Origin of the sequence: Micromonospora sp. MH99 (genome assembly GCF_021442385.1) — a bacterium.
Taxonomy (GTDB): domain Bacteria; phylum Actinomycetota; class Actinomycetes; order Mycobacteriales; family Micromonosporaceae; genus Micromonospora.
Genome location: NZ_MUZA01000043.1, coordinates 10,763 through 31,751 on the forward strand (window position 1 = coordinate 10,763; position 20,989 = coordinate 31,751).

At 72.7% G+C, this 20,989-nt stretch carries 20 protein-coding genes; 11 read left to right on the plus strand and 9 right to left on the minus strand.

What is annotated here, in order from left to right; genetic code table 11:
• Positions 1–13: 13 nt before the first annotated feature.
• Genes B0E54_RS21125 through B0E54_RS21150 form a run of 6 tightly spaced genes read right to left on the minus strand, consistent with a single transcriptional unit; the run spans position 14 to position 7,817 of the window.
• Entirely contained in the window at positions 14–1,189 is a 1,176-nt protein-coding gene (locus B0E54_RS21125; protein ID WP_234587433.1) for a M23 family metallopeptidase, read from the minus strand.
• A complete protein-coding gene (locus B0E54_RS21130) occupies positions 1,186–1,743 on the minus strand; it encodes a hypothetical protein (RefSeq protein WP_234587435.1) in 558 nt (185 codons plus the stop codon). The genes B0E54_RS21125 and B0E54_RS21130 overlap by 4 nt, the downstream gene beginning before the upstream one ends.
• Positions 1,740–3,692, minus strand: a complete 1,953-nt coding sequence (locus B0E54_RS21135) for an MFS transporter (RefSeq protein ID WP_234587437.1) — start codon at positions 3,690–3,692, stop codon at positions 1,740–1,742. The genes B0E54_RS21130 and B0E54_RS21135 overlap by 4 nt, the downstream gene beginning before the upstream one ends.
• Position 3,693: 1 nt before the next feature.
• Positions 3,694–7,077 (minus strand): ATP-binding protein, encoded by a 3,384-nt coding sequence (locus tag B0E54_RS21140; protein WP_234587440.1) that lies wholly within the window; start codon positions 7,075–7,077, stop codon positions 3,694–3,696.
• 49 nt (positions 7,078–7,126) lie between these two features.
• Positions 7,127–7,489 (minus strand): hypothetical protein, encoded by a 363-nt coding sequence (locus tag B0E54_RS21145; protein ID WP_007466101.1) that lies wholly within the window; start codon positions 7,487–7,489, stop codon positions 7,127–7,129.
• Between the two features lie 13 nt (positions 7,490–7,502).
• Positions 7,503–7,817, minus strand: a complete 315-nt coding sequence (locus B0E54_RS21150) for a hypothetical protein (protein ID WP_007466099.1) — start codon at positions 7,815–7,817, stop codon at positions 7,503–7,505.
• A 346-nt stretch (positions 7,818–8,163) separates the two neighbouring features.
• Between B0E54_RS21150 and folP the strand changes: the two genes are divergently transcribed.
• The 7 genes from folP (at position 8,164) to B0E54_RS21185 (ending at position 12,761) form a co-directional block, all read left to right on the plus strand.
• Positions 8,164–9,063, plus strand: coding sequence for a dihydropteroate synthase (gene folP / locus B0E54_RS21155; protein ID WP_234587442.1), 900 nt, complete (start codon positions 8,164–8,166; stop codon positions 9,061–9,063).
• Positions 9,060–9,425, plus strand: a complete 366-nt coding sequence (gene folB, locus B0E54_RS21160; RefSeq protein ID WP_234587444.1) for a dihydroneopterin aldolase — start codon at positions 9,060–9,062, stop codon at positions 9,423–9,425. The genes folP and folB overlap by 4 nt, the downstream gene beginning before the upstream one ends.
• Positions 9,422–9,949, plus strand: a complete 528-nt coding sequence (gene folK, locus B0E54_RS21165) for a 2-amino-4-hydroxy-6-hydroxymethyldihydropteridine diphosphokinase (protein ID WP_234587447.1) — start codon at positions 9,422–9,424, stop codon at positions 9,947–9,949. The genes folB and folK overlap by 4 nt, the downstream gene beginning before the upstream one ends.
• 19 nt (positions 9,950–9,968) lie before the next feature.
• The gene (locus B0E54_RS21170; RefSeq protein ID WP_234587449.1) at positions 9,969–10,508 is read left to right on the plus strand and encodes a DUF3180 domain-containing protein; all 540 of its coding nucleotides are present in this window, start codon (positions 9,969–9,971) and stop codon (positions 10,506–10,508) included.
• A gap of 120 nt (positions 10,509–10,628) precedes the next feature.
• A complete protein-coding gene (locus B0E54_RS21175) occupies positions 10,629–11,843 on the plus strand; it encodes an ABC transporter permease (protein ID WP_234587451.1) in 1,215 nt (404 codons plus the stop codon).
• Positions 11,844–11,895: 52 nt separating this feature from the next.
• Positions 11,896–12,204 (plus strand): hypothetical protein, encoded by a 309-nt coding sequence (locus tag B0E54_RS21180; RefSeq protein WP_234587453.1) that lies wholly within the window; start codon positions 11,896–11,898, stop codon positions 12,202–12,204.
• A 56-nt stretch (positions 12,205–12,260) separates the two neighbouring features.
• A complete protein-coding gene (locus B0E54_RS21185) occupies positions 12,261–12,761 on the plus strand; it encodes a hypothetical protein (protein ID WP_234587456.1) in 501 nt (166 codons plus the stop codon).
• A gap of 60 nt (positions 12,762–12,821) precedes the next feature.
• Here B0E54_RS21185 and B0E54_RS21190 read toward each other — a convergent pair whose 3' ends face one another.
• On the minus strand, positions 12,822–13,826 hold the full coding sequence (locus tag B0E54_RS21190; protein ID WP_234587458.1) for an ABC transporter ATP-binding protein: 1,005 nt from the start codon (positions 13,824–13,826) through the stop codon (positions 12,822–12,824).
• Positions 13,827–13,828: 2 nt separating this feature from the next.
• On the opposite strand from B0E54_RS21190, the gene B0E54_RS21195 reads away from it, so the two are divergent.
• The 4 genes from B0E54_RS21195 (at position 13,829) to B0E54_RS21210 (ending at position 18,409) form a co-directional block, all read left to right on the plus strand.
• Positions 13,829–14,515 (plus strand): ABC transporter permease, encoded by a 687-nt coding sequence (locus B0E54_RS21195; RefSeq protein WP_234587461.1) that lies wholly within the window; start codon positions 13,829–13,831, stop codon positions 14,513–14,515.
• Positions 14,512–15,249 (plus strand): ABC transporter permease, encoded by a 738-nt coding sequence (locus tag B0E54_RS21200; protein WP_234587463.1) that lies wholly within the window; start codon positions 14,512–14,514, stop codon positions 15,247–15,249. Before B0E54_RS21195 ends, B0E54_RS21200 begins: the two co-directional genes overlap by 4 nt.
• A 212-nt stretch (positions 15,250–15,461) precedes the next feature.
• Positions 15,462–16,466 carry a glycine betaine ABC transporter substrate-binding protein gene (locus B0E54_RS21205; RefSeq protein WP_234587465.1) on the plus strand — a complete coding sequence of 335 codons (1,005 nt, stop codon included), beginning with the start codon at positions 15,462–15,464 and terminating at the stop codon, positions 16,464–16,466.
• A 110-nt stretch (positions 16,467–16,576) separates the two neighbouring features.
• Positions 16,577–18,409, plus strand: a complete 1,833-nt coding sequence (locus tag B0E54_RS21210) for a hypothetical protein (RefSeq protein WP_234587467.1) — start codon at positions 16,577–16,579, stop codon at positions 18,407–18,409.
• Between the two features lie 56 nt (positions 18,410–18,465).
• On the opposite strand, the gene B0E54_RS21215 is transcribed toward B0E54_RS21210, so the two are convergent.
• Together B0E54_RS21215 and B0E54_RS21220 are read right to left on the minus strand one after the other, a co-directional pair.
• Positions 18,466–19,653: an NADH-quinone oxidoreductase subunit D gene (locus B0E54_RS21215; RefSeq protein ID WP_234587470.1), complete on the minus strand. Its 1,188-nt coding sequence runs from the start codon at positions 19,651–19,653 to the stop codon at positions 18,466–18,468.
• Complete coding sequence (locus B0E54_RS21220; protein ID WP_234587473.1) at positions 19,650–20,927, minus strand: SAM-dependent methyltransferase; 1,278 nt, start codon at positions 20,925–20,927, stop codon at positions 19,650–19,652. The genes B0E54_RS21215 and B0E54_RS21220 overlap by 4 nt, the downstream gene beginning before the upstream one ends.
• Positions 20,928–20,989 lie beyond the last annotated feature (62 nt).

A 20,989-nucleotide genomic window follows, 5' to 3' on the forward strand; every position in this document is an offset into this window, starting at 1 on the left:
GCCCGCGACAGCCTCACTCCGCGGCGCGCAGCGGGGCGCCCCGCGCGCGCATGAACGGAATCGGGTCGGTCGCGCCCCGGCTGGACCTGTCGTTTCGCAGGTGCACCTCGAAGTGCAGGTGTGGACCGGACGAGTTACCGCTGCTGCCCACCTGCCCGATCACCTCGCCGGCCGGCACGATCTGATCGGGTGTGACCCGGGGGCGGACCACCATGTGGCAGTACCGGGTGATGTAGCCGCCGGCGTGCAGGATGTCGACGAACCAGCCACAGCCGCCCTTGCCGGGGTACCCGTCCACGTCGCAGCTCCGCCGTCCGCGCTTGTCCGGGTCGCAGCGGGCTACGAGCACCCGGCCGGCGGCCGCGGCACGGATCTCGGTGCCCTTGCCCGCTCCGATGTCGACGCCGTTGTGGCTGGGTCGGTCGGCGGTCTGGAAGCCGGAGCCCACGTCACCGGAGATCGGCGCGGTCCAGCCGGAGGCGGCGATCTGGCCGCGCTCGGCCGCATCGCACACCGCCTTTCCGTTGATCTCGACGGTGCGGGCCGCGCCACCGGCCAGCGCGTCCACGATCTTGCTGGCCAGCTCCTCGTGCTTGGCGTACGCGTCCGGATAGGCGCTGACCTGGACCTGCTGGGCCACGACGGTCAGCGGTCGGCGCTGCCAGCTGCGCACCTTCACGAGCTTTTCGTAGAACTTCCGCGCCGTGTACGCGGGAGTCATCCGCTCGGCGACCGAGCCCCATCCCGGCCGCTGCTGGAACAGACCCAACGAGTCGTGGTCCGCGCCGACGCCCTCGTGCGGCAGGGCGAGCGAGGCGGGCACCCCGGTGTTCGCCAGATTACGCAGCGCGGACTCCTGCATGGCGGTGGCCAGGGCGATCACCCAGCCACGCGAGGGCACCCCCATGTCCTGGCCGACCTTGATGATGATCGCCGCGTTGCGGACCTGCGCGTCGCCATACTCGGCGAACCGGGGCAGCTCGCCGACAATGTCCACCGGGTGCACTGGTCCGCAGCCCCAGCCGGCCAGGGCGTCCCCGTTCTCCGCATCGCCGCCGAGACCGCTGAGAAAGAACGCCGCGGTGCCTCCGGTGCAGCAGAGCAGGAGCAGCACCCCGGTGAGCACCGAGGCGATCACGCCGACCCGTATCGGGCGGCGAAGAGCGCGGCCCGCTCGGCCGGCGGTCACTGTCGCTCCCAGTCGATCACGTCGACCAGCCAACCCTCGTCCGCAACCACCAGCTCCAACCGGAGCCGCCCGGTGTCGAGCGGTAGCAGGACCTCCACGAACGTGTCGGTGCGCGATCGCACCGATGGTGGGCCGGTCACCTCCCCGTCCGGCACACCACCGGGCTCGGCACCGGCCAGCTTCTCGGTCAGCGCCGGGGTCGACAACGGCCGCAGGCCGGCCTGCCACTGTTCGGTGGTCATGCCGGGTCGACCGAGCCAGGCCGAAGCGAACCGGTCGGCGGTCTGCTCCGGCGTGCGGGCGCCGGGCCGGGTGACCGGCGACGGCGGAGCCTCGGTGGAGATCACCCCGTCGTCACCGGCCGTCGGGTCGACGGTGGTGATCGGCCGGTTCGGTCGGCTGCTCAAGCCGTCCGCCGGGTCCATCGGGCCGGACGCGAGGCGGGCCGCCCCGATCACCCCGAAGACCAGTACCGCGATCACCACCGCCACTCCCAGCCGAGACCGCAACGCCCGGGTGAAGAGGAATTCCAGGGCCCGTCGCATCGCTGTCACCGAGCCTCTGAGCGCACCCGAGGTCCGGTGCGGTCCGGCACACGTTCGGTGGAGCCCGGCCGGTAGACCACGAACGACGGGTTCTCCGACGGTACGTCCGGTTCGGTCCAGGTCGCCGGCTGCCGTCGACGCGGCTGCGGCGGCGCCTGACGACCTCTGTTGCCGGTCTCCTTCGCCGGCGCCTCATCGGCGCGTTCCTGACCGTCCGGTCGACCGTCGCTGCCGCGTCCGCCCGCGACCGGGGTTGGGGTCGGCGCCGGGGCCGGGTCTTCCCGGCGGGCCTCCGGACGCAGCCGGGTCTGCTCGGCGACCGGCGACCGGCGGCGTCCGCCCACCGGTTCCATCGTCCCCCCGGGCTCGGCCACGTCGAGCCGGGCCGCCGTCCGCATGTCCCGGAAGAACCGGCGGTGCCAGGACCCGGCCGAGCTGACCGCCTCGCTGCTGTCCTTGCCACCGAGCTGGGTGATCCGCCGGTACGGCCGCAGCAGCAACCAACCGACCACTCCGCACAGCCACACCAGCACGACCTGGAGCCAGCCAGGCAGCGTGGGCGTACTCATGATCAGATCGACCGCGAACAGGTAGATGGCGGCCCCGGTGCCGAAGATGGCGATGTTGAAGATAGCGGCGACCACGGCGTTCGCGAGCCGCCGCAGGCCGGCACTGGCCGGTCGGAGCAACCCGACAGTGCCCAGAATGGGCGCCGCGATCACTGCCCATCGGAAGATCAGGAAGCCCAGCAGGACCAGCAGCGACGCGGTCAGGTCGAACATGGCGAACAGGATCGAGGCCAGCACCGCGATGAACCCGGCACCGACCCGGTCCATGTCCCGGACACCCTGGAGGTACTCGTACGCCTCCGGGTCCTCGGTCTGAATCTGCTCGGCCACCCGCGCCCACTGCTGCTGCTTGGCCTTGATCGTCGCCTCCCGGGTGGCCGGGTTGGCGCGCATGGACTGTGCTTCGCCCCAGGTCAGAGATCGCGCGTCGTAAAGTGCCGGACCGTACTTGCGGGCCGTCTCACTGTCCGCCGAACCGAGGACCCCCCGGACCCAGTTCCGATAGAGCATGGTCTCGGTAGCGGTGTCGCTCGCGCGGACGGCCGGGGTTCTGAGGTCTTTGCAGCGATCTGGGTCGATGCAGCGTCCGGGGGCCGGTTCCTTTGCCTGCGGGCCCACCGCGTCGTGCACCACCCCGAGGCTGGTGACGAGTGCGCCGTCTGCGATGTTCGCCGATTTCACCGGCCATGCGGCGAGGGCGGTTACCGCTACCATCACCAACAGAGCCCAGCCCGCGGTGGTCATGGCGTTGCTCATGTCCGACTGCCGAGATCGCCAGAGCAGGTAGAGCCCTACCACGCACAGCGTGACGATCCCGAAGACACTGAACACCTTCTCGTAGACGGACTTGGTGGCCTTCTCGACCAGGGGGTCCGCCCAACCCCACATCGAGCCGGGATCCCAGGCGCGTTCTCTGAGGGCGTTCGAGGCACCGATGACCGCCGTGGCGACCATGAATTCGCCGTTCGCCACTGTCGTAGTGAACTTGTAGTCCGGATGCAGCACACTCGACGCGCAGCCGCCGTCGATGTCGTAGGTGTTGTAGCTGTAACCCGCGTAGCCGTAGAGGCTGTACCGACCGGCTACTCCGTTCGCCGCCTCAGCCGGCGGCGCGGCGGCGAACCAGCCGGCGAGGCCGGAGTCCGGTGCGCCCGGGGTCGGCGCGTTGCGGCACTTGACCTCGTCCTCGCTGACCGCCTGGAGCTTCCCTACGCAGGCCCGGAAGTCCGCCTGCCATTCGGCTGTCGTGCAGAGGTCGGCGCGGGCCTGGGCGACCGGTGGGGCGGCCGCGGCCGCCTCCGCGCCGAGCAGCGGCCAGCTGAGGGTGGCCCCGGCCAGCACACCGAGCGCGAGCAGGAACGATGCGATCCGTGCCCGGGGCCCAGCCATGTCACGCCTCCAGATCCGGCAGGGAGATGCTCGGCAGGACTCCGGCCGCCGCGGCGATCGCGGCGGGCGTCGTGTCGAGGTGGTCCAGCAGGCCTTCGACGTACGAGACGTCGACGCGGACCTTCTGCACCCGGCCGTCGACGTCGCGCATCACGAACTCGCGGAATCCGAGGCGGTTGGCCGAGTTGGTGTCTGCGGCGGAGAGCGAGGCCAGGGTGGCCTCGTACCCGTCGTTGACCGGCACCCGCAGCAGCCGCAGCGCTTCGGAGGCGATCTCGGCGTCCTCGGCGATGCGGCCGACGAAGACTGTGGAGACCAGGTTCTGCACGTCGAGGCCGAGGATGTCGCGGGGGTTCTGCGAGGCGACCAGCGCGGCGAGGTTCCACTTGCGGGAGTCCCGGGCGAGCCGGACCAGGAACGACCGGCCCGACCGCCAGCCCTCCATGAAGTGCGCCTCGTCGAGGCCGACGAGCTTGCGGGACGACATCGACCCGCCGTAGCAGCGGCGGACGGCGAGCCGGTGCGCGGTGTGCAGCATCGGCAGGGCGAGGGCCTCCTCGGCCGACCAGTACTCTCGTTCGATCTTGAGGTCGGGCAGCCGGAGCCCGGCCATCGTGATCACGGTGAGCGCCGCGTCGGCACCGAGCAGACCTTCGGGCGGCCGACCGAAGAAGAGCATGGCCAGCGGCATTTCCGCGGTGTCCAGGAGCAGGTTGGCCAGTTCCTTGCCGGCGTCGTCGTCGAGCCGCCCGAGGCAGCTCACGACGTCGTCCAGGGTGGACGTCTCCTCGGCGGGGACCTGCCGGACGGCGTGCCGGAACAGGGTGGCGGTCGACGCCTCCCGGGCCACCTGCGGCGGCACGAGCATCATGCAGATGTCCTGGACCAGCATGCGCCGCTCGGCCCGGGCGTTGGAGACCGCGATCTCGAACTCGCGGTCACCTGCGGCGCCGGTGGCGAACTCACTGCGCAGGGGCGTCGGGATGAGCGAGTAGGGCGCCAGGGTGCCGTGCTCCGAACCGGTCAGGTTCAACACCCGGGAGTACGGCCGCAGCTCGGGCATGGCGCAGAGCCGGGCCAGCGGCCCGGACGGGTCGAGCAGGGTCACCTGGACCCCTCGGCGGGCGGCGAGATAGCCCAGCGCGCCGAGCAGGGTCGACTTGCCACCACCCGGTTCGGCCACGAAGACCGCGAGCCCGGAGCGTTCGCGTACCTCCATGGGGAAGTGCAGGTCGAGGAAGACCGGGCGGCGGCAGGTGCCGGCGGTACGCCCGATGAGGTCGCCCCTGCGGTCGCCGACGGTGGACGCGGCCTGGGGGAGCGCGGCGGCGAGCAGCGGGACCGGCATCCGGCGGACGTAGCCGGTGTTGGCGATGGGCTCGCCGGGGATGAACTCGCGAGCCAGCCAGTCCTGGTTCTTCGGGTGCTGCAGGGAGATGCGCAGCTCCCGGGAGTAGAGCTGGATGAGCCGGCGGGCCCGCTCCAGGCACTCCTCCCTGGTCCGGCCGCCGACCGCGATCCGGTGCCAGCCGTGGGCGCGGGCCGAGTCGACGGGCAGCCCGGTGGTCATCTCGTCGCCGATCACCAGCGCCCGCTTGGCGAGGCGTTCCAGCTCCGGTGGTGCGTCGATGCCGTGCTCGGCGTAGTCGAGCTGCTGGGAGCGGATCATCCGAAGCCGGTGTTCGAGGTTGCGGAACGAGTCGCCGGAACCGAGGATGTCGACCCGGGTGGAGATCTCCATCGGCCAGGGCAGGCGCTCGTGGAAGTGCAGCCAGGGCTCGTGCCGCTCCGGGATCTCCAGCGGCTCCATCCGGCCGACGGCGAGCACGGCCACGTGCCGTTCCTCGCCGGTCATCCGGTTGACCAGCTTCACTGTCGAGCCGTACGGGGTGCGGTAGCGCTCGACCTGCTCGGTCAGCGCGAGCAGGTCACCGCGCTCCCAGTGCCCGTCGGTCACCGGGGAGAGCCGGCCCGGGGGTGCCATGCACAGCGCCACCGAGCGGTAGAGCAGCCACTCCAGCTCCTGGGCGGTGACTCGTCGGCCGCGCATGCCGAACGCGCCGAGCACCTCGTCGAACTGTTCCACGGTGCGGCCCAGCTTGCGGCGCTCGCCCTCGGCGGTGCCCCGGCCGAAGGTGCGGAGCAGGCGTTCGGTCATGGAGTCGCCGAGGGAGCGGCGGGCGAAGGTGACGCCCAGGTAGGTCTGCCCCTCGGCGTGGTTGACGGCCATCAGGTGCCGCTGGGCGGCGACCAGGTGGTCCGCCCAGCCGGTGGTGCCGGCCACGTCGGGCAGCGGTGCCGGGGTGTGCGCGTCGATGGTGCGCGCCCACTCGTCGGCGGGGAACGGTCGGGTGGTCCGGCGCAGGTGCAGCCGGAAGCCGGCCAGGCCCGCGTACTGCTCGGAGATCGCCGACAACAGCGCCTCACGCTCGGCGTCCGGGCGGAAGGCCCAGCGGACCTCGGGCAGCCAGTACCAGGCGGTGACCGTGTTGGGGGTGAAGGTCAGGTGGCCGGCGATCTCGGTGATGGCCAGCTCGACCGACGGATCCCGGTCGCCGAATTTGATTTTCGGAGCGCGGACGCGGGTCGGCTTGATCGGCCGGTCCTGGTTGCTCGCGGCCCGCTGACGGGGCGGGGCGACCTCTTTCCCGGCCTCCCTGGACCGCTCCGACCCGGAGCGGCGTGGCGCCCGCTCCAGCGCCGGCCGGTCGCTCGGGGCGGCGGTGGCCGGCCGTTCCGCCGGCACGGTCGGCCGGTCCTGCGTGGCGGTCGGACGCCGCACCGATGCCGCCGGTGGGGCGACGGGCGCGGTGCTGGACGTCCGAGGTGCCGAGCCGATGGCTGCGGCGCTCGGCTCGGGGTCGTCCGAGGGGTGCGGCATCGGGTGGCGGTCGCCCGCCTGATGCGGCACCCGGGATTCACCGGCCGGGTAGACGTCCGCCCGTCGTGGCTCGACGGCCTGCCGGTCGCTGGTGGACCGGTCGTCGGGCGTCCACGGTGGCTCCAACTCGGGAGCCGGCCGGGCCGGCGTCGGGGCGGCCGCGGGCGGCTGCTGCGGGATCGCCGGCTGGCTCCGGGTCGCGGGGCCTGCCGTCACGGCCCGTGGACCACCAGGTCGCGCGCCACCGAACAGGTCCAGGAACGGCGAGTCGATGTCGGCGTTCTCGCCGGCCGAGACCGTGCTGGGCTCGGCGGGCGGCGTCCGGCGGGTGACCGGCCGAGGTGCCTGGAACACACCTACCGCGCCGTGGCCGGGCGAGGTCACCAGCGCGGGATCGAGCGCCACCTCGTCCTCGGCGTCGGGGTAATCGAATGACTGCGCACGGTGACTGGCCGGCACGGCCGGGCGGCCGGCCGGGGGACCCGGCGGGGACGAGCGACTCATGCGACCGCCTCACCCGCGTCGTGCAACAGACCGCTCGGCGTACGCCCGGTCATGCCAGCTCCTCCCGGATCCTGATCCGGCTGCCGACCAGACGCGGGTCGCGCTGCTCGATCGCCGGCTCCCGGGTGCGTCGCCAGTCGGTCAGCGCGGTGCGGATGACCACCCGCGCCGGCCGGTCGGGGTCGACGTGCCGGAAGATGAACGACGTGGTCACGATGGCTAGCGCGATCTCCCACGCTGGGAAGAGCTCGACAGTCAACGTGAACAGCCAGTGGATGAACATGTAGAGGGGGACGAGCAGCATGAAGAGCCCGTACTGGGCGTAGGGCAGGTGGACCGGAAGGGTGTAGCCGGGCGGCCCGAGGTAGACCAGGCGGGCCCGGTAGATGTCGTCGTCGGTGCGTAGCCGCATCTGGTGAACGCGCCTATTCGAAGATCAGGTCGATCAGGTAATCGCCGACGAAGAAGAGTGTTGCCGCGCCGGCGATGAAGGCGAGCCCGACGATGGCGATCGCGGAGCTGGTCAGCACCTTGGAGATCTCGCCTCGGCTGGCGCGACCGATGAAGATGACGCCCAGGACGGCGAGCAGGATCGGCGCGATCTTGCTGGCGAAGAAGGTGACGACACCGCTGGTGTCGATCCCCTTCGGTGCCGGCTCCGCGAGTGGAGCCGACGCCAGAGTGGAGAGCGCGTGGGCGACGCCGGAAGACGCCGTCTCCATGAGCTCGAAGGCGATCACTGGAACCTCCCCATAGCGCGGCCGGCGGTGCCGCAGCGGTGCAATGGACGAGCCTGGCGGGAAATGTGCTCCACAGGGCGCAGCGTTCTTGACCCTGCGTTCGTTACTCACCACGGAGGGTGGCGAGGTTTGGGCGGTTTTCCCCCGCTTCGGCCCTCCCTCCAAGCTTCGCCATCTCGATGCTGGCCAATTCCAAAGCGTACGGGCCGCCCCGCTATGCGACAAGCCGCGAAGGGACTGCCTGATGCTGCCCGGATGACCGATCGTACACCTGTTCTAATGAGCACGTCAGGGGTGGTCGACCCGGGCCGCCGGGTGCCGCCGCCGCGACCGGTACCGTCTAGTCGTGACCGATCTGGTGCGGGCTCCGGGCCCGGTGGTGATGGGCGTCCTCAACGTCACGCCGGACTCCTTCTCCGACGGCGGACGGTACGCCGACCTCGACGCGGCAGTCGGACACGGCGTCCGTCTGCGCGAGGCCGGGGCGCACCTGATCGACATCGGCGGCGAGTCGACCCGCCCCGGCGCCGAGCGGATCGACGCGGTCACGGAGGCGGAGCGGGTGCTACCGGTCATCCGCGAGCTGACCGCCGCCGGTGTGCCGGTCAGCATCGACACCAGCCGGGCGCGCGTGGCCGAGGCCGCGCTGGGTGCCGGCGCGGCAGTGGTCAACGATGTCTCCGGTGGGTTGGCCGACCCGGACATGGCCCGGGTCGTCCGCGACGCCGGCTGCCCCTGGGTCCTGATGCACTGGCGGGGGCATTCCCGGCAGATGCGCGACCTGGCCAGCTACACCGACGTGGTGACAGATGTGCGGGACGAGCTGGCCCAGCGGATCGACGAGGCACTGGCCGCCGGGGTCACTGCGGACCGCATCGTCATCGACCCCGGCCTCGGCTTCGCCAAGACGGCCGCCCACAACTGGGAACTCAGCGCCCGACTGCCGGAGCTGCTGGACCTCGGGTACCCGCTGCTCTTCGGCGCCAGCCGCAAGTCCTACCTCGGTCGACTGCTCGCCGGGGCCGACGGCACACCACGACCCACCGCCGAACGGGAGGCCGCCACCGTGGCCACCAGCGTGCTCGCCGTAGCGGCTGGTGCGTGGGGTGTACGCGTGCACGACGTGCGGGCCACCGTGGACGCGCTCGCCGTCTGGGCCGCCACCGGCAGCCCGCGTCTGGTGCCGGCCGGCCCGGCTGGGCCGGCCGTACGCGCAGCCGCCGGCCGACGAGAGGGAGACCGATGAGCGACCGGATCCAGTTGACCGGCCTGCGGGCCCGCGGCCGGCACGGGGTGTACGACTTCGAACGGGCCCAGGGGCAGGACTTCGTGGTCGACGCCGTCCTGGAGTTGGACCTCGCCCCGGCGGCGGCCAGCGACGACGTCACCGCCACGGTCCACTACGGCGAGCTGGCCGAACGTCTGGTGGCGGTGGTGACCGGCGAGCCGGTCAACCTGATCGAGACCCTCGCCGACCGGCTGCTCGCCGTCTGCCTGGCCGACGAACGGGTCCGCACCGCCACGGTCACCGTGCACAAGCCGGAGGCGCCGGTGCCGCACACGTTCACCGACGTGGCGGTCACGATGACCCGGACGCGTACCCGATGACCCGGGCCGTGCTCTCGCTCGGCAGCAACCTCGGCGACCGCCTGGAACACCTCCGGACGGCAGTCGCCACGTTCGGCGACACCGTACTTGTGGTCTCCGGCGTGTACGAGACTCCACCGTGGGGGGACGCCGACCAGCCCGCGTACCTCAACGCTGTGCTGCTGGTGCAGGACGCCGCCGCCACGCCCCGCGACTGGCTGGAGCGGTCCCGGGTCGCGGAGCGCGCGGCCGGCCGGGTCCGCGACCCGGGGCGGCGGTTCGGGCCGCGGACACTCGACGTGGACGTGATCGCGGTCTGGGGCGACGACGACGAGCCGGTGCTCAGCGACGACGAGGAGCTGACCCTGCCGCACCCCCGGGCGCACCTGCGCGCGTTCGTGCTGCGACCGTGGATCGACATCCAGCCGTACGGGCGACTGCCCGGCCACGGTTGGTTGACGGACCTGCTCACCGCCGGTCCGGTCGCCGACGACGCGCTGGAACTGCGTCCCCGGCCCGAACTGGCGTTAGAGTCGACGGCATGACCCAGTGGAGCCGGCCGGCATGACGCAGGCGAAGTCCCCACCACCGGGCGGGCCGGGCCCGGACCGGTCGCGGATGGGCCCCACCCGGATCTCGACCCTGGTCGTGGCCGCCCTGGGCGCGGCGGCTGTCGCCTGGCTGCTGATCAGCACCCTCTACTACAGCGGCATCCCCCGTCTGCCGTGGCTGCCGGTGGTGACGCTGGCCGCGCTCGCGGTGCTGGAGGCCTACGCGGCCGTCAACACCCGTGGTCGCATCGAGCGCAAGCCCGGCCGGGATCCGGTGAACCCGCTGATGGTCGCCCGGTTCGTGGTGCTGGCCAAGGCGTCGGCGCTGGCCGGGGCCATCTTCGCCGGTTTCTACGCAGGTCTCAGCGGCTGGCTCTTCGTCGAGACCACCCGGGCCGCCATCGAGGACCGGCCGGCCGCCGGGGGCGGGTTGCTGGCGTCGCTGGCGCTGGTCGGGGCCGCACTCTGGCTGGAGCGATCCTGTCGGGTCCCGGAGCGCCCGGACGACGAGCACGAGCCCGACCAGCGTCAGAGCCGTCCCGGCCAGCGCTGAGCAGGGGGTTACGCCCGGCTCCGGGCGCGGGTACGGTGCCTCCGATCGGAGAGCAACGGCCGCCCCCGATCCGTCCGTGCGCCGGACCGGGGGGCGGCCGGCCACTGGGGAGGCGGTGCCATGGGGTACGAAGACACGGGCCGGGACCGGTCGGTCGAACCCTCGTCCGGGGTTCCTGCCGCCGTCCTGGAGAACGTCTTCGACGATCCCACCCACGGCGAGCCGGGCCGGGACCGCGTCGGCGTGCACATGATCTGGGAATTCCTGCTGCTGGTCGGTCTCGCCGCCCTGGGCTGGCTGCTCTGGCGGGTCGACCCGGACGCGCTGCGCGGCGCCGGCCTGCGTGCGTTGCTGGTCGGCGCGGTCGGCCTCGGGCTGCTCGCTCTCGCCGCCGGGCTGAGCCTGCGCACCTCCGCCCCCAACCTGGCCGTCGGACCGGTCGCGGTCGCCGCAGCGCTGCACTACGCGGAGCAGGGCGACCGGGGTCTGACGGCGTCCGTCGGGTCGGCTGTCGTGGTCGCCGCGGTGGGCGGTCTCGTGTTGGCGCTGGCCGTGGTGGTGTTACAGGTGCCCGCCTGGGCGGCGAGCCTGGCCGCGGCGGCCGGGGTCGTGGTGTACATCGAGCGCCGTTCGACGTCGATTCTGGTGCAGGGGGACTACGACCCGCGGCGCTCCGCCGGCTACCTCTTCGTCGGGTTCGCCGCCGTCGCGGTCCTCGGCGGTCTGTTCGGCACGATCAGGTCGATCCGCCGGCTGGTGGGTCGGTACCGGCCGGTGGCCGACCCGGCCCGTCGCCGGGGCACGCTGGCAGCCGTGGTAGCCGCCGTCGCGCTTGTCGGTTCCACGGTGCTGGCCACGCTCGCCGGTGTCCTGCTCGCCGCCAACGGCCCCGGGGCGGTCACGCCCACCTCCGGGCTGGACTGGACCGTCCTGGCCATCGGCGTGTCCCTGCTCGGCGGCACCAGCGCGTACGGCCGCCGCGGCGGGGTGTTCGGCACGGTGCTGGCCGTCGGCCTGGTCACCGTCTTCCAGGCGTACGCGCCGGAGCGCGACTGGACGGTGAGTCGCTGGGCGCTCGGTGGCGTGGCGCTCGGCGTCGGGCTGCTGGTGACCCGGCTGGTGGAGACGTTCGGGCGACCCCGGCCGGGCAGCGTGGAGAGGATCGAGCCGGTGGGCGACGGCACGATCAGCACGGGATGGAACGTGCCCCGGCAACCGCCGGCCGAAAACTGGCCTCCGACGCTGCCGACACCGCCCGCACCGGAACCGGCCGACCCGTGGCGTGACCCCCGTTGGGAGACCGGCCCGCGGCACTGGGACGCCGACGGCAGGTGAGCCGTGTCCCGTCCGCCGAGCCGGCGCTGATCTCGACCGTTAGGCTCGCCGCATGACCGACACACCTGCCGCCACCCCCGGCGGAACCTCGTTCGAGGAACTCGACGCGCTGTCCACGGAGGAACTGCGGGAGCGGGCGTTCGCCCGGGCCCGGGAGCGTCGCGACGTGGGCTTCTACTGGTCGGTGCTGCGGCACCTGCCGAACGCGGACGAGGCCACGGTGCTGGACGGTGCGCCGAACTCGATCGGCCCGACCATCGACGAGGCGAACGCCCTGTGGCGGGAGCTGACCGGGCACGGCTACGAGGAGTCGGCGCCGCTGCTGCGGGCCGCCTTCATCGACTACCTGCTGAAGCACTGAGCCGTTCGGGGCAGCCCAGGTCCGCCCGGCCGGCCGGCACGGGACCTGGGCGGATCATGGGGCTCGTCCGCACGGGTCCGGTCAGCGGCTACGGGACGGCCGCCGGCACCGGCGCGCTCGCCGTGCTGCTGCTGGTCGGCATCTGTGGCAGTCCGGCGTACACCGGCTGGGCCGCCGCCACGCTCACCGACCCGGACTCGGCAGGTGGCTTCTATCTGCGACTGCTCGCCTGGCCGGCCTGGCGGCTGGACGCGGACGGGCAGGCCGGCGGACTGTTCGCCGCCGACCTGCGGGCCGTCGCGCTGGTGGTCCTCGCGGTGGCGCTGCTCTATCTGCTGCCGGCCGCCCAGGTGGCCCGGGTGCCCGGTCCGGTCAGCCAGTTCTTCTCCGGCTGGGCCGCGTACGTGCTGGCCGGCGGGCTCGCCGCCGTGCTGGCGGCGCTGCTCGGCCCGGACCCGTCGCTGCTGACAGCACTGCGCGACGCCAGCAGCGGCGCCGGCTACGGCTTCCTCACCGGCTGGATCATCGGCACCGCGAGCCTCGGTGGTCGCGCCTGACCCGAGCGACACCCGGCCGGACGGGTGCCGCCGACGGCCGGCCGGGTCACGGGCCCCGGGTCAGCTCGGCGAACGGCCCAGGTCGAGCAGACGTTGACGGCTGAGCGCGCCCACCGGACGACCGTCGTCGGTCACGACGAGCCGGTCCCGTCCCGACGTGAGCAGCACCGCCAGCGCGTCGTACGCCGTGCCGTCCAGCGCCACGGTGGGCAGATCCGCGGCGGCGCCTGAGGGCACCGGCTCCAGGGACTCCCGGTCGAGCGGGGTGACCGCCAGCCGGCGGATGCCCCGGTCGGCCCCGACGAATTCGCGGACGAACGGGGTGGCCGGTGCGCCGAGCAGGGCGGCCGGCGTGTCGTACTGCTCAAGATGCCCGCCCTGGGACAGCACGGCGATCCGGTCGCCGAGCCGGACGGCCTCGTCGAGGTCGTGGGTGACCAGCACGATCGTCTTGCGGACCTCGGCCTGGAGGCGGAGGAACTCCTCCTGGAGGCGGGCCCGGACGATCGGGTCGACTGCCGAGAACGGCTCGTCCATCAGCAGCACCACCGGGTCGGCGGCGAGCGCGCGGGCCACGCCGACCCGCTGCCGCTGGCCGCCCGACAGCTCGTGCGGATAGCGGCGGCCGAACTGGCTCGGATCCAGACCGACCAGGTCGAGCAGCTCGTCGACGCGGGCCCGGGTCCGATCCCGGGACCAGCGCAGCAGGCCCGGGACGGTTGCCACGTTCGCGCGAACGGTCTGGTGTGGAAAGAGGCCGACGTTCTGGATCACGTAGCCAATCCGGCGGCGTAGCCGCACCGGGTCGACGTCGGTGACGTCCTCGTCGCCGAGCATGATCCGCCCGGCCGTCGGCTCGATCAGCCGGTTGACCATGCGGAGCACTGTCGACTTGCCGCAGCCGGACGGGCCGATCAGCACCACCAGCTCGCCGGCCTTGACGTCCAGGCTCAGGTCCCGCACGGCCTCGGTGCCGTTCGGGTAGCGCTTCTGGATGCCCTGCAGGGAGATCGACGCCGCGCGAGGGGATTCGGCCACGCTGGCGGCCTCCGGGGTAACGTCCACGTATGTCCTTCCGCCTGAGCTACCGGGCCGACCCGGGTAACCCCTGGTTCTCCTGGCAGTACGTGCGGGACAACTCTGACACGATCCTCGCCGCCGTGCGCGAACACGCCTCCCTCACGGGACGCGCGGTGCTGATCGCGGTGCTGATCGCCCTGCCGTTGTCCGTGCTCGCGTACTGGGTCCGCCCGCTGGCCGGCCCCATCCTCGGCGTCACCGGCGTGATCTACACCATCCCGTCACTGGCGCTGTTCGCGTTCATCGCGCCGTACCTGGGCACCGGCGCCACCACGGTGCTGGTCGGGTTGGTCCTGTACGCGCTGCTGCTGATCGTCCGCAACGTGGTGGCGGGGCTCAACCAGGTGCCGCCGGAGGTCGGCGAGGCCGCCGAGGGCATGGGTTACGGCCGCTGGCGACGGCTCTTCCGGATCGACCTGCCGCTGGCGATCCCCGGCATTCTGACCGGCCTGCGCCTGGCCACCGTGTCGACTGTCGCGCTGGTCACTGTCGGTGTGCTGGTGGGGCACGGCGGCCTCGGCCAACTGATCTTCGCGGGCTTCCAGAACAACCTCTACAAGGCCGAGATCATGACCGGTACGGTGCTCTGCGTGGCGCTGGCGGTGCTGCTGGACCTGCTGCTGGTCCTCGTCGGCCGGCTGCTCACCCCCTGGTCCGCCCGGGGTGTCCGGTGAGCGCCGCGGCCAACCCCGTGCACCAGGCGGTGCTCTGGCTCAACGACCCCCTGAACTGGAGCAACCCGGGCGGCATCCTGGACCGGCTCGGCGAGCACCTGACGATCTCCGCCCTGGCCGTGGCGCTGGGCTGCCTGGTGGCCTGGCCGGTCGGTCTGTGGCTCGGGCACACCGGCCGCGGCGGTGGCCTGGTGGTGCTGGTGTCCAACGCCACCCTGGCCATTCCCACCCTGGCGCTGCTGACCATCCTGCCGCTGACCTTCCTCGGCTTCGGGCGTACGCCGGTGGTGGTGGCGCTCGCCGTCTTCGCCGTCCCACCGCTGCTGGCCAACGCCTACACCGGCGTACGTCAGGCCGATCCGGAGGCGCGCGACGCGGCCCGCGGGATGGGCCTGTCCGGCGGGCAGTTGCTGCGCCGGGTGGAGCTGCCGCTCGCGGTGCCGTACCTGGCTGCCGGCTTCCGAACCGCCGCCGTGCAGGTCATCGCCACGACCGCGCTGGCCTCGTTCGTCAACGGTGGCGGTCTCGGCGAGATCATCCGTACCGGATTCGGTCTGAGCATCGCCGCCGGTGGCGGGCAGATCGTGGCCGGCGGTGTGCTGGTGGCCGGGCTGGCACTGCTGGCCGAGTTGCTCCTCGGGATCGTCGAACGCCTGGTCACTCCCCGTCCGCTGCGACGCGGACGGCAGCGCGCGGGCCGCCCCCGGCCCGCCGACGCCACCGGCCGCGCCTGACGCCCTTCTGATCCGTCCGGGTGAGTGGACGCCGAAGCGGCGACCAGCGGCGGGCCGGTCGGTGACGATGCGGTGACGAAGCCCATCTCAGGTTGTCGGTCGCTCGCGGACCATGTTGGGTGGAAGACGCGGGCGGCCACAGTCAGGTTCGCCCGTCGGACACGCGGCCGGCCCGGGACGGGTCGCGCCGGGACACGGAAGGCGGGCGACACATGCGCGCACGTACACGTCTGGCGATGGGCGCCATCGGCGCCGTCGCCGGGGCAGCACTCCTCACCGGGTGTGGTGATGCCGGCTCGTCCGGCACCGACGCCCCCCAGACGAGCGCCTCCGGCGCCGGGTGCGCCCCGGTCGCCGGTCAGCAGCTCATCGCCCTGACGGACGACAAGAAGCTCCAGAACTCCGACAACGTCATTCCGGCGGTCAACAGCAAGGTGGCCAACCCGCAGTTGATCGCCGCGCTGGACAAGGTCTCCGCGGCGCTCGACACCCCGAAGCTGGTCCAGCTCAACAAGGCCGTCGACGCCGACCGCAAGACTCCCAAGGTGGCCGCCGAGGAGTTCGCCAGCGCCAACAACATCACCGAGGGCATCGCCAAGGGCCCGGGCGGCGAGATCGTGGTGGGCGCCGGCAACTTCAGCGAGAGCCAGACCCTGGGCGAGCTGTACCGGATCGTGCTCACCGCCGCCGGTTACCAGGTCAAGGTGCAGCAGATCGGCAACCGGGAGCTGTACGAGCCGGCGCTGGAGAAGGGCGAGATCCAGGTCGTCCCGGAGTACGCGTCGACCATGGCCGAGTTCCTCAACACCAAGGCCAACGGCAAGAACGCCCAGCCGGTGTCCTCGCCCGACATCAACGCGACGGTGACCAAGCTCAAGGCCGAGGGCGACAAGGTGGGCATCACCTTCGGCGCACCTGCCGCCGCGCAGGACCAGAACGCGTTCGCGGTCACCCAGCAGTTCGCCGACAAGTACGGCGTGCGGACCCTCTCCGAGCTGGCCGCGAAGTGCTCCGGCAGCGCGACGGTGCTGGGCGGCCCGCCGGAGTGCCAGCAGCGTCCGTTCTGCAAGCCGGGCCTGGAGAAGACGTACGGGCTCTCGGTGGGCTCGTTCTCCTCGCTTGACCAGGGCGGGCCGCTGACCAAGAACGGTCTGCGTGAGGGCAAGATCAGCGTCGGTCTGGTCTTCTCCTCGGACGGTGCCTTCGCCACCAGCTGAGGCCCTCCTCGGTTGTGCCGCGGACGCCCCCTCCCCAGCTCGGGGCGGGGGCGTCCGCGCGTCCGGGGACCCGTTCCCTCCGCTGGGGATCGTCGGTAGGCTGCACACCCATGCCAGCCCCGGTCACCCCCGACGCCCGGCGTCAACCGCTGCTGCTGACCGTGCTCTTCTGGGGCGGCGTGGCCCTGGCCCCGGTGGCGGCGCTGATCCTTCTGGTCGCCGACGGTAACGGCCCGCTGCGCTTCGCGGCGGTGCTCGCCATCGCGGCGGTGGTCCTGATCGGTCTCTCCATCGCGTTGCGCCCTGACGGTGACGACGCTCGGGCCGATGAGCTGCTGGACGAGATCGAGGAGCTGCGCCGGGAGTTGCGCGCCGAGATCGTGGCCGCCGCGCAGCGCGGCAACCAGGCGCTCGACCAGGCGCAGCGAGCCCAGGAGGGGATCGCGGCGGTCCGCCGTCGCCTCGATGCCACCGGAGCGGCCCTCGCCGGCGCCGCCCCGCCGGCCGAGCCCGTCGGTGCCGGCCGGGTGCGGGTTCCGGCCGCCGATCAGGTGGACGAGACTCCGCCCGCCCGCAGCCGCGTACCGGTCCCCGGCGACGCCCCGGTCGCCCGGGTCCGGGTGCCCGCTCCGGATGACGCCGGCCGGGTTCCGGGACGCGGGCCGGACGAGATGGCCGGTCGGGTTCGGGCGCCGGCTCCGGACGACGTCGCCGGTCGGTGGGGTCGCGACGAGCGCGCCGACGAGGAACCGGCGTACCGCCACCGCGCCGTCGCCGACGTGCCACCCGAGCCGACCGCCGGCGGTGTCTACGGCGCCGAACGGCCCACGCCCGGGTACGCCGCCACTCCCCGCCCTCGTGAGCACGACCGCCCTCGTGAGCACGATCGCTCCCGTGAGCACGACCGCCCTCGTGAGCACGACCGCCCTCGTGAGCACGAGCGTCCGGAGCCGGCGCACCGGCCGGTCGGCGTGGTCCGGCACACCGAGACCGTGCACGTCACCACCCGGCACACAGTCGTCGACGGCGGACCGGCCGAGCCGGGCGGGCGCTACGGCGGCGGGTACGCCGGCCAGTGGAACCCGCCGGCCCAGGAGTGGACCCGGGGCGGCGGCACGGAGGGACGTGCCCGCCCGGCCGACCGCTCGTGGGGCGACCCGGAGAACCCCCGGTCCACGTACGCCGACGACCGTGCCCGCCCAGCCGACGACCGGTCCTGGGGTCAGCAGCCCGCCGCCCGGGGTGAGCCCGGTTTCGGGGGCGCCCGGGACGGCTCGGGCTCCGACCGGAACGGGCCCGACCGCGGCGACGAGAAGCCGGGCTGGACGGCTCGCCGCGACGAGCCGGAGTGGACCGGGCAGCGCGACGGGTACGCCCAGGCCGACCAACCCGCCTGGGGCGGCCGTTCGCCGCGCGACGACCGTGGCTGGTCGGAGCAGGCCGAGCCCGACCACGCCGGTGCGCCGCAGCCCGGTCCGGCCCTGCGAGCTGACGACACCGGCGAGTACTGGTCGCAGCTGCGGGCCGGCGACCGGTGGGCGGCCGTCCGGGACGACGAGAACGGCAGGGAGCTGCACGTCGGGGAACGCCGGGCCGAGGTGCACGCCGACGCCACGGGGACCGAGTACCGGATGGCGGACCGTTGGGCGTCCGTCCGGCACGAGGACCCGCGCCGCCACGAGGACCCCCGCCGCCACGACGAAGCCCGCTGGCAGGACGAACGCGAGTCGTACCACCGGTCCGAGCCGGGCGGCCGGGCCGCGCTGCCGGTCGGCGGCGTGCCCGTGCCGGACGAGTGGCGCCCGCCGCGCCAGCGCGGTCACGAACCGGAGCCCGCCCCCGAGCGGGCCGGCCGACGCCGGGTCGAGGAACGCTACGGCTACCCGCCGCAGGACGACGTGCCGCGTGCCGGCGGCGCCCCGCCCGGCGACCGCTGGCGCTGACGCCCCGACCAGCCCCGGTCACCGACCGCTGGCGCCGGCGCTCTCACCGGCGACGGTCACTTGTCGATGTCGCCGACCACGAAGAACATCGAGCCGAGGATGGCGATCAGGTCCGGCACGAGGCAGCCGGGGAGCAGGGTGGCAAGCGCCTGCACGTTCGCGTACGAGGCGGTGCGCAGCTTCAACCGCCACGGGGTCTTCTCGCCCCGCGACACCAGGTAGTAGCCGTTGATGCCGAGCGGGTTCTCCGTCCAGGCGTACGTGTGCCCCTCCGGCGCCTTGAGCACCTTCGGCAGGCGGGTGTTGATCGGCCCGATCAGCTGGTCCACCCGGTCCAGGCACCGCTCGGCGAGATCCAGCGAGACGTACACCTGGTCGAGCAGCACCTCGAAGCGGGCATGGCAGTCCCCGGCGGTCTTGGTCACCACCGGCACGTCCAGCTCGTCGTACGCCAGATAGGGGTCGTCCCGGCGCAGGTCCAAGTCGAGCCCGGAGGCGCGGGCCACCGGCCCGGACGCCCCGAACGCGGCGGCGTCGGCGGCGGACAGCACGCCCACGCCCACCGTGCGGGCGAGGAAGATCTCGTTACGCCGGATCAGGTGGTCGAGGTCGGGCAGCCGCCGACGGACCTCGCCGATCGCCGCGCGGGCCCGCCCGGTCCAGCCGTACGGCACCTCCTCCTTCAGCCCGCCCACCCGGTTGAACATGTAGTGGATCCGGCCGCCGGAGACCTCCTCCATCACCGCCTGGATGGTCTCCCGTTCCCGGAAGGCGTAGAAGACCGGCGTGATGGCCCCGATCTCCAGCGGGTAGGAACCGAGGAACATCAGGTGGTTGAGCACCCGGTTCAGCTCGGCGAGGGCCATCCGCAGCCAGGTGGCCCGCTCCGGCACCTCCATGCCCATCAGGCGTTCCACAGCGAGCACCACACCCAGCTCGTTCGAGAACGCCGAGAGCCAGTCGTGCCGGTTGGCCAGCACGATGATCTGCCGGTAGTCGCGCACCTCGAAGAGCTTCTCCGCGCCCCGGTGCATGTAGCCGACGATCGGTTCGCAGGCGATGACCCGCTCGCCGTCGAGCACCAGCTTCAGGCGCAGCACGCCGTGCGTCGAGGGGTGCTGCGGGCCGATGTTGAGCACCATGTCGGTGCCGAGCTGCTGATCGCCGGTGCCGGCGACCAGACCGGCCCCGGTGCCGACGGTCAGTTCACGAAGGGCCCCGGCGTCGGTGGTCATGCCCGTCATCGTGCCACGGCCGGCGGTAGCCCGATGCCGACCGGTTGGTGCAGCCACAAGTGTCCGCCGAGCCCGGCCGGGTCGGTCAGCTCGGCCACCGCCGACGCCGCGGCCAGCGCCCGCACGTAGCCGGCCGGGTCGGTGCCGGCCAGGCTCAGCGGCGGTCGCCCACCGTCGGCCCCGAGCGCCCGCAGCACCTCGGCCTGCGAGATCAGGGAGTACGCACACCGGGCGACCGCCGCACCGGCGGAGGCGACCGAGTCCATTGCCACGTGCGCTGTCACATCACTCGACCCGTCCGGCACCGGAGGCACCTGCCGTCCACCCCGATACCCGGTCAACGTCCCGTCCACCGGCCGACCCTCCCGCAGATGCCCGTAGTCGACAGCGACCGCCAGCCCTCGGCTGATCTGTCGCACCGCGTTGGCCCAAGCCTCGTCTCTGCTTCGGCCGATCTCTGCTCGGTGGTCGCTGTGGAGGGTTTCGGGGCAGCCCGGCCGGCTCCGGGCGGTCAGGCTTGATCCCTGCGCCGGCCGGGCTGCCCGGAAACCCGACTCGTCCCGGCTGGTCGCGTCCGACCAGGTCAACCCCAGATCCGGGTCACCGGTAGCACTCGAAGGGCTCGCGGGACTGGGCCACCAGGTGGTCAGCCAGTCAACATCGGCAGCGTTGACCAACTCGCCAACCGTCTCCACGCCGCTGTCGGGGTCGACCAGCACATATCGCCAGCCATCGGTGGTGTGCACCGCCACGTCGAGTGGGACGTTGTCCAACCATTCGGTAGCGATCAACAGTCCGTTGATCTCGTCGGGTATCTCAGCGGTCCAGTTGATCTCTTCGGGCAGGTTCTCGGGGCGGTGGGCGTACTCGACTGCTGTGAACCGCACGCGTTCCGCGAGCGAGCGACGGACGGTGCCGCACGACGGACCGTCGGGCGACCGACGGACGGAGGCCGTGGAAGTCGGGGTTTCCGGGGAGCCCACCCACGCAGGGATCAAGCCTGACCGCCCGGAGTGGGTGGGCTCCCCGGAAACCCCCACCGCGAGCCCGACGAGAGCCCGCAGCAGCTCCCCCCGCCCAGCCCCCACGTCGACGACGTCGAGACGGGGAGGGTGGCCGAGAGCCGCGTCGACCTGCGAGAGGAGGCGCAGCAGCGCGGCGGCGAAGGCGGGGGAGGCGTGCACGCTGGTCCGGAAGTGGTCGGCCGGACCGCCGCCGGCTACGAAGAAGCCGTCCTGCCCGTAGAGGGCGTGGCTCATCGCGTCCCGCCACGGGATCGACATCAGCTCACTCCGGGTTCAGGAGGCGTCACCGTGCCGACCCTACGGCCACCCGGCGGGGCGAC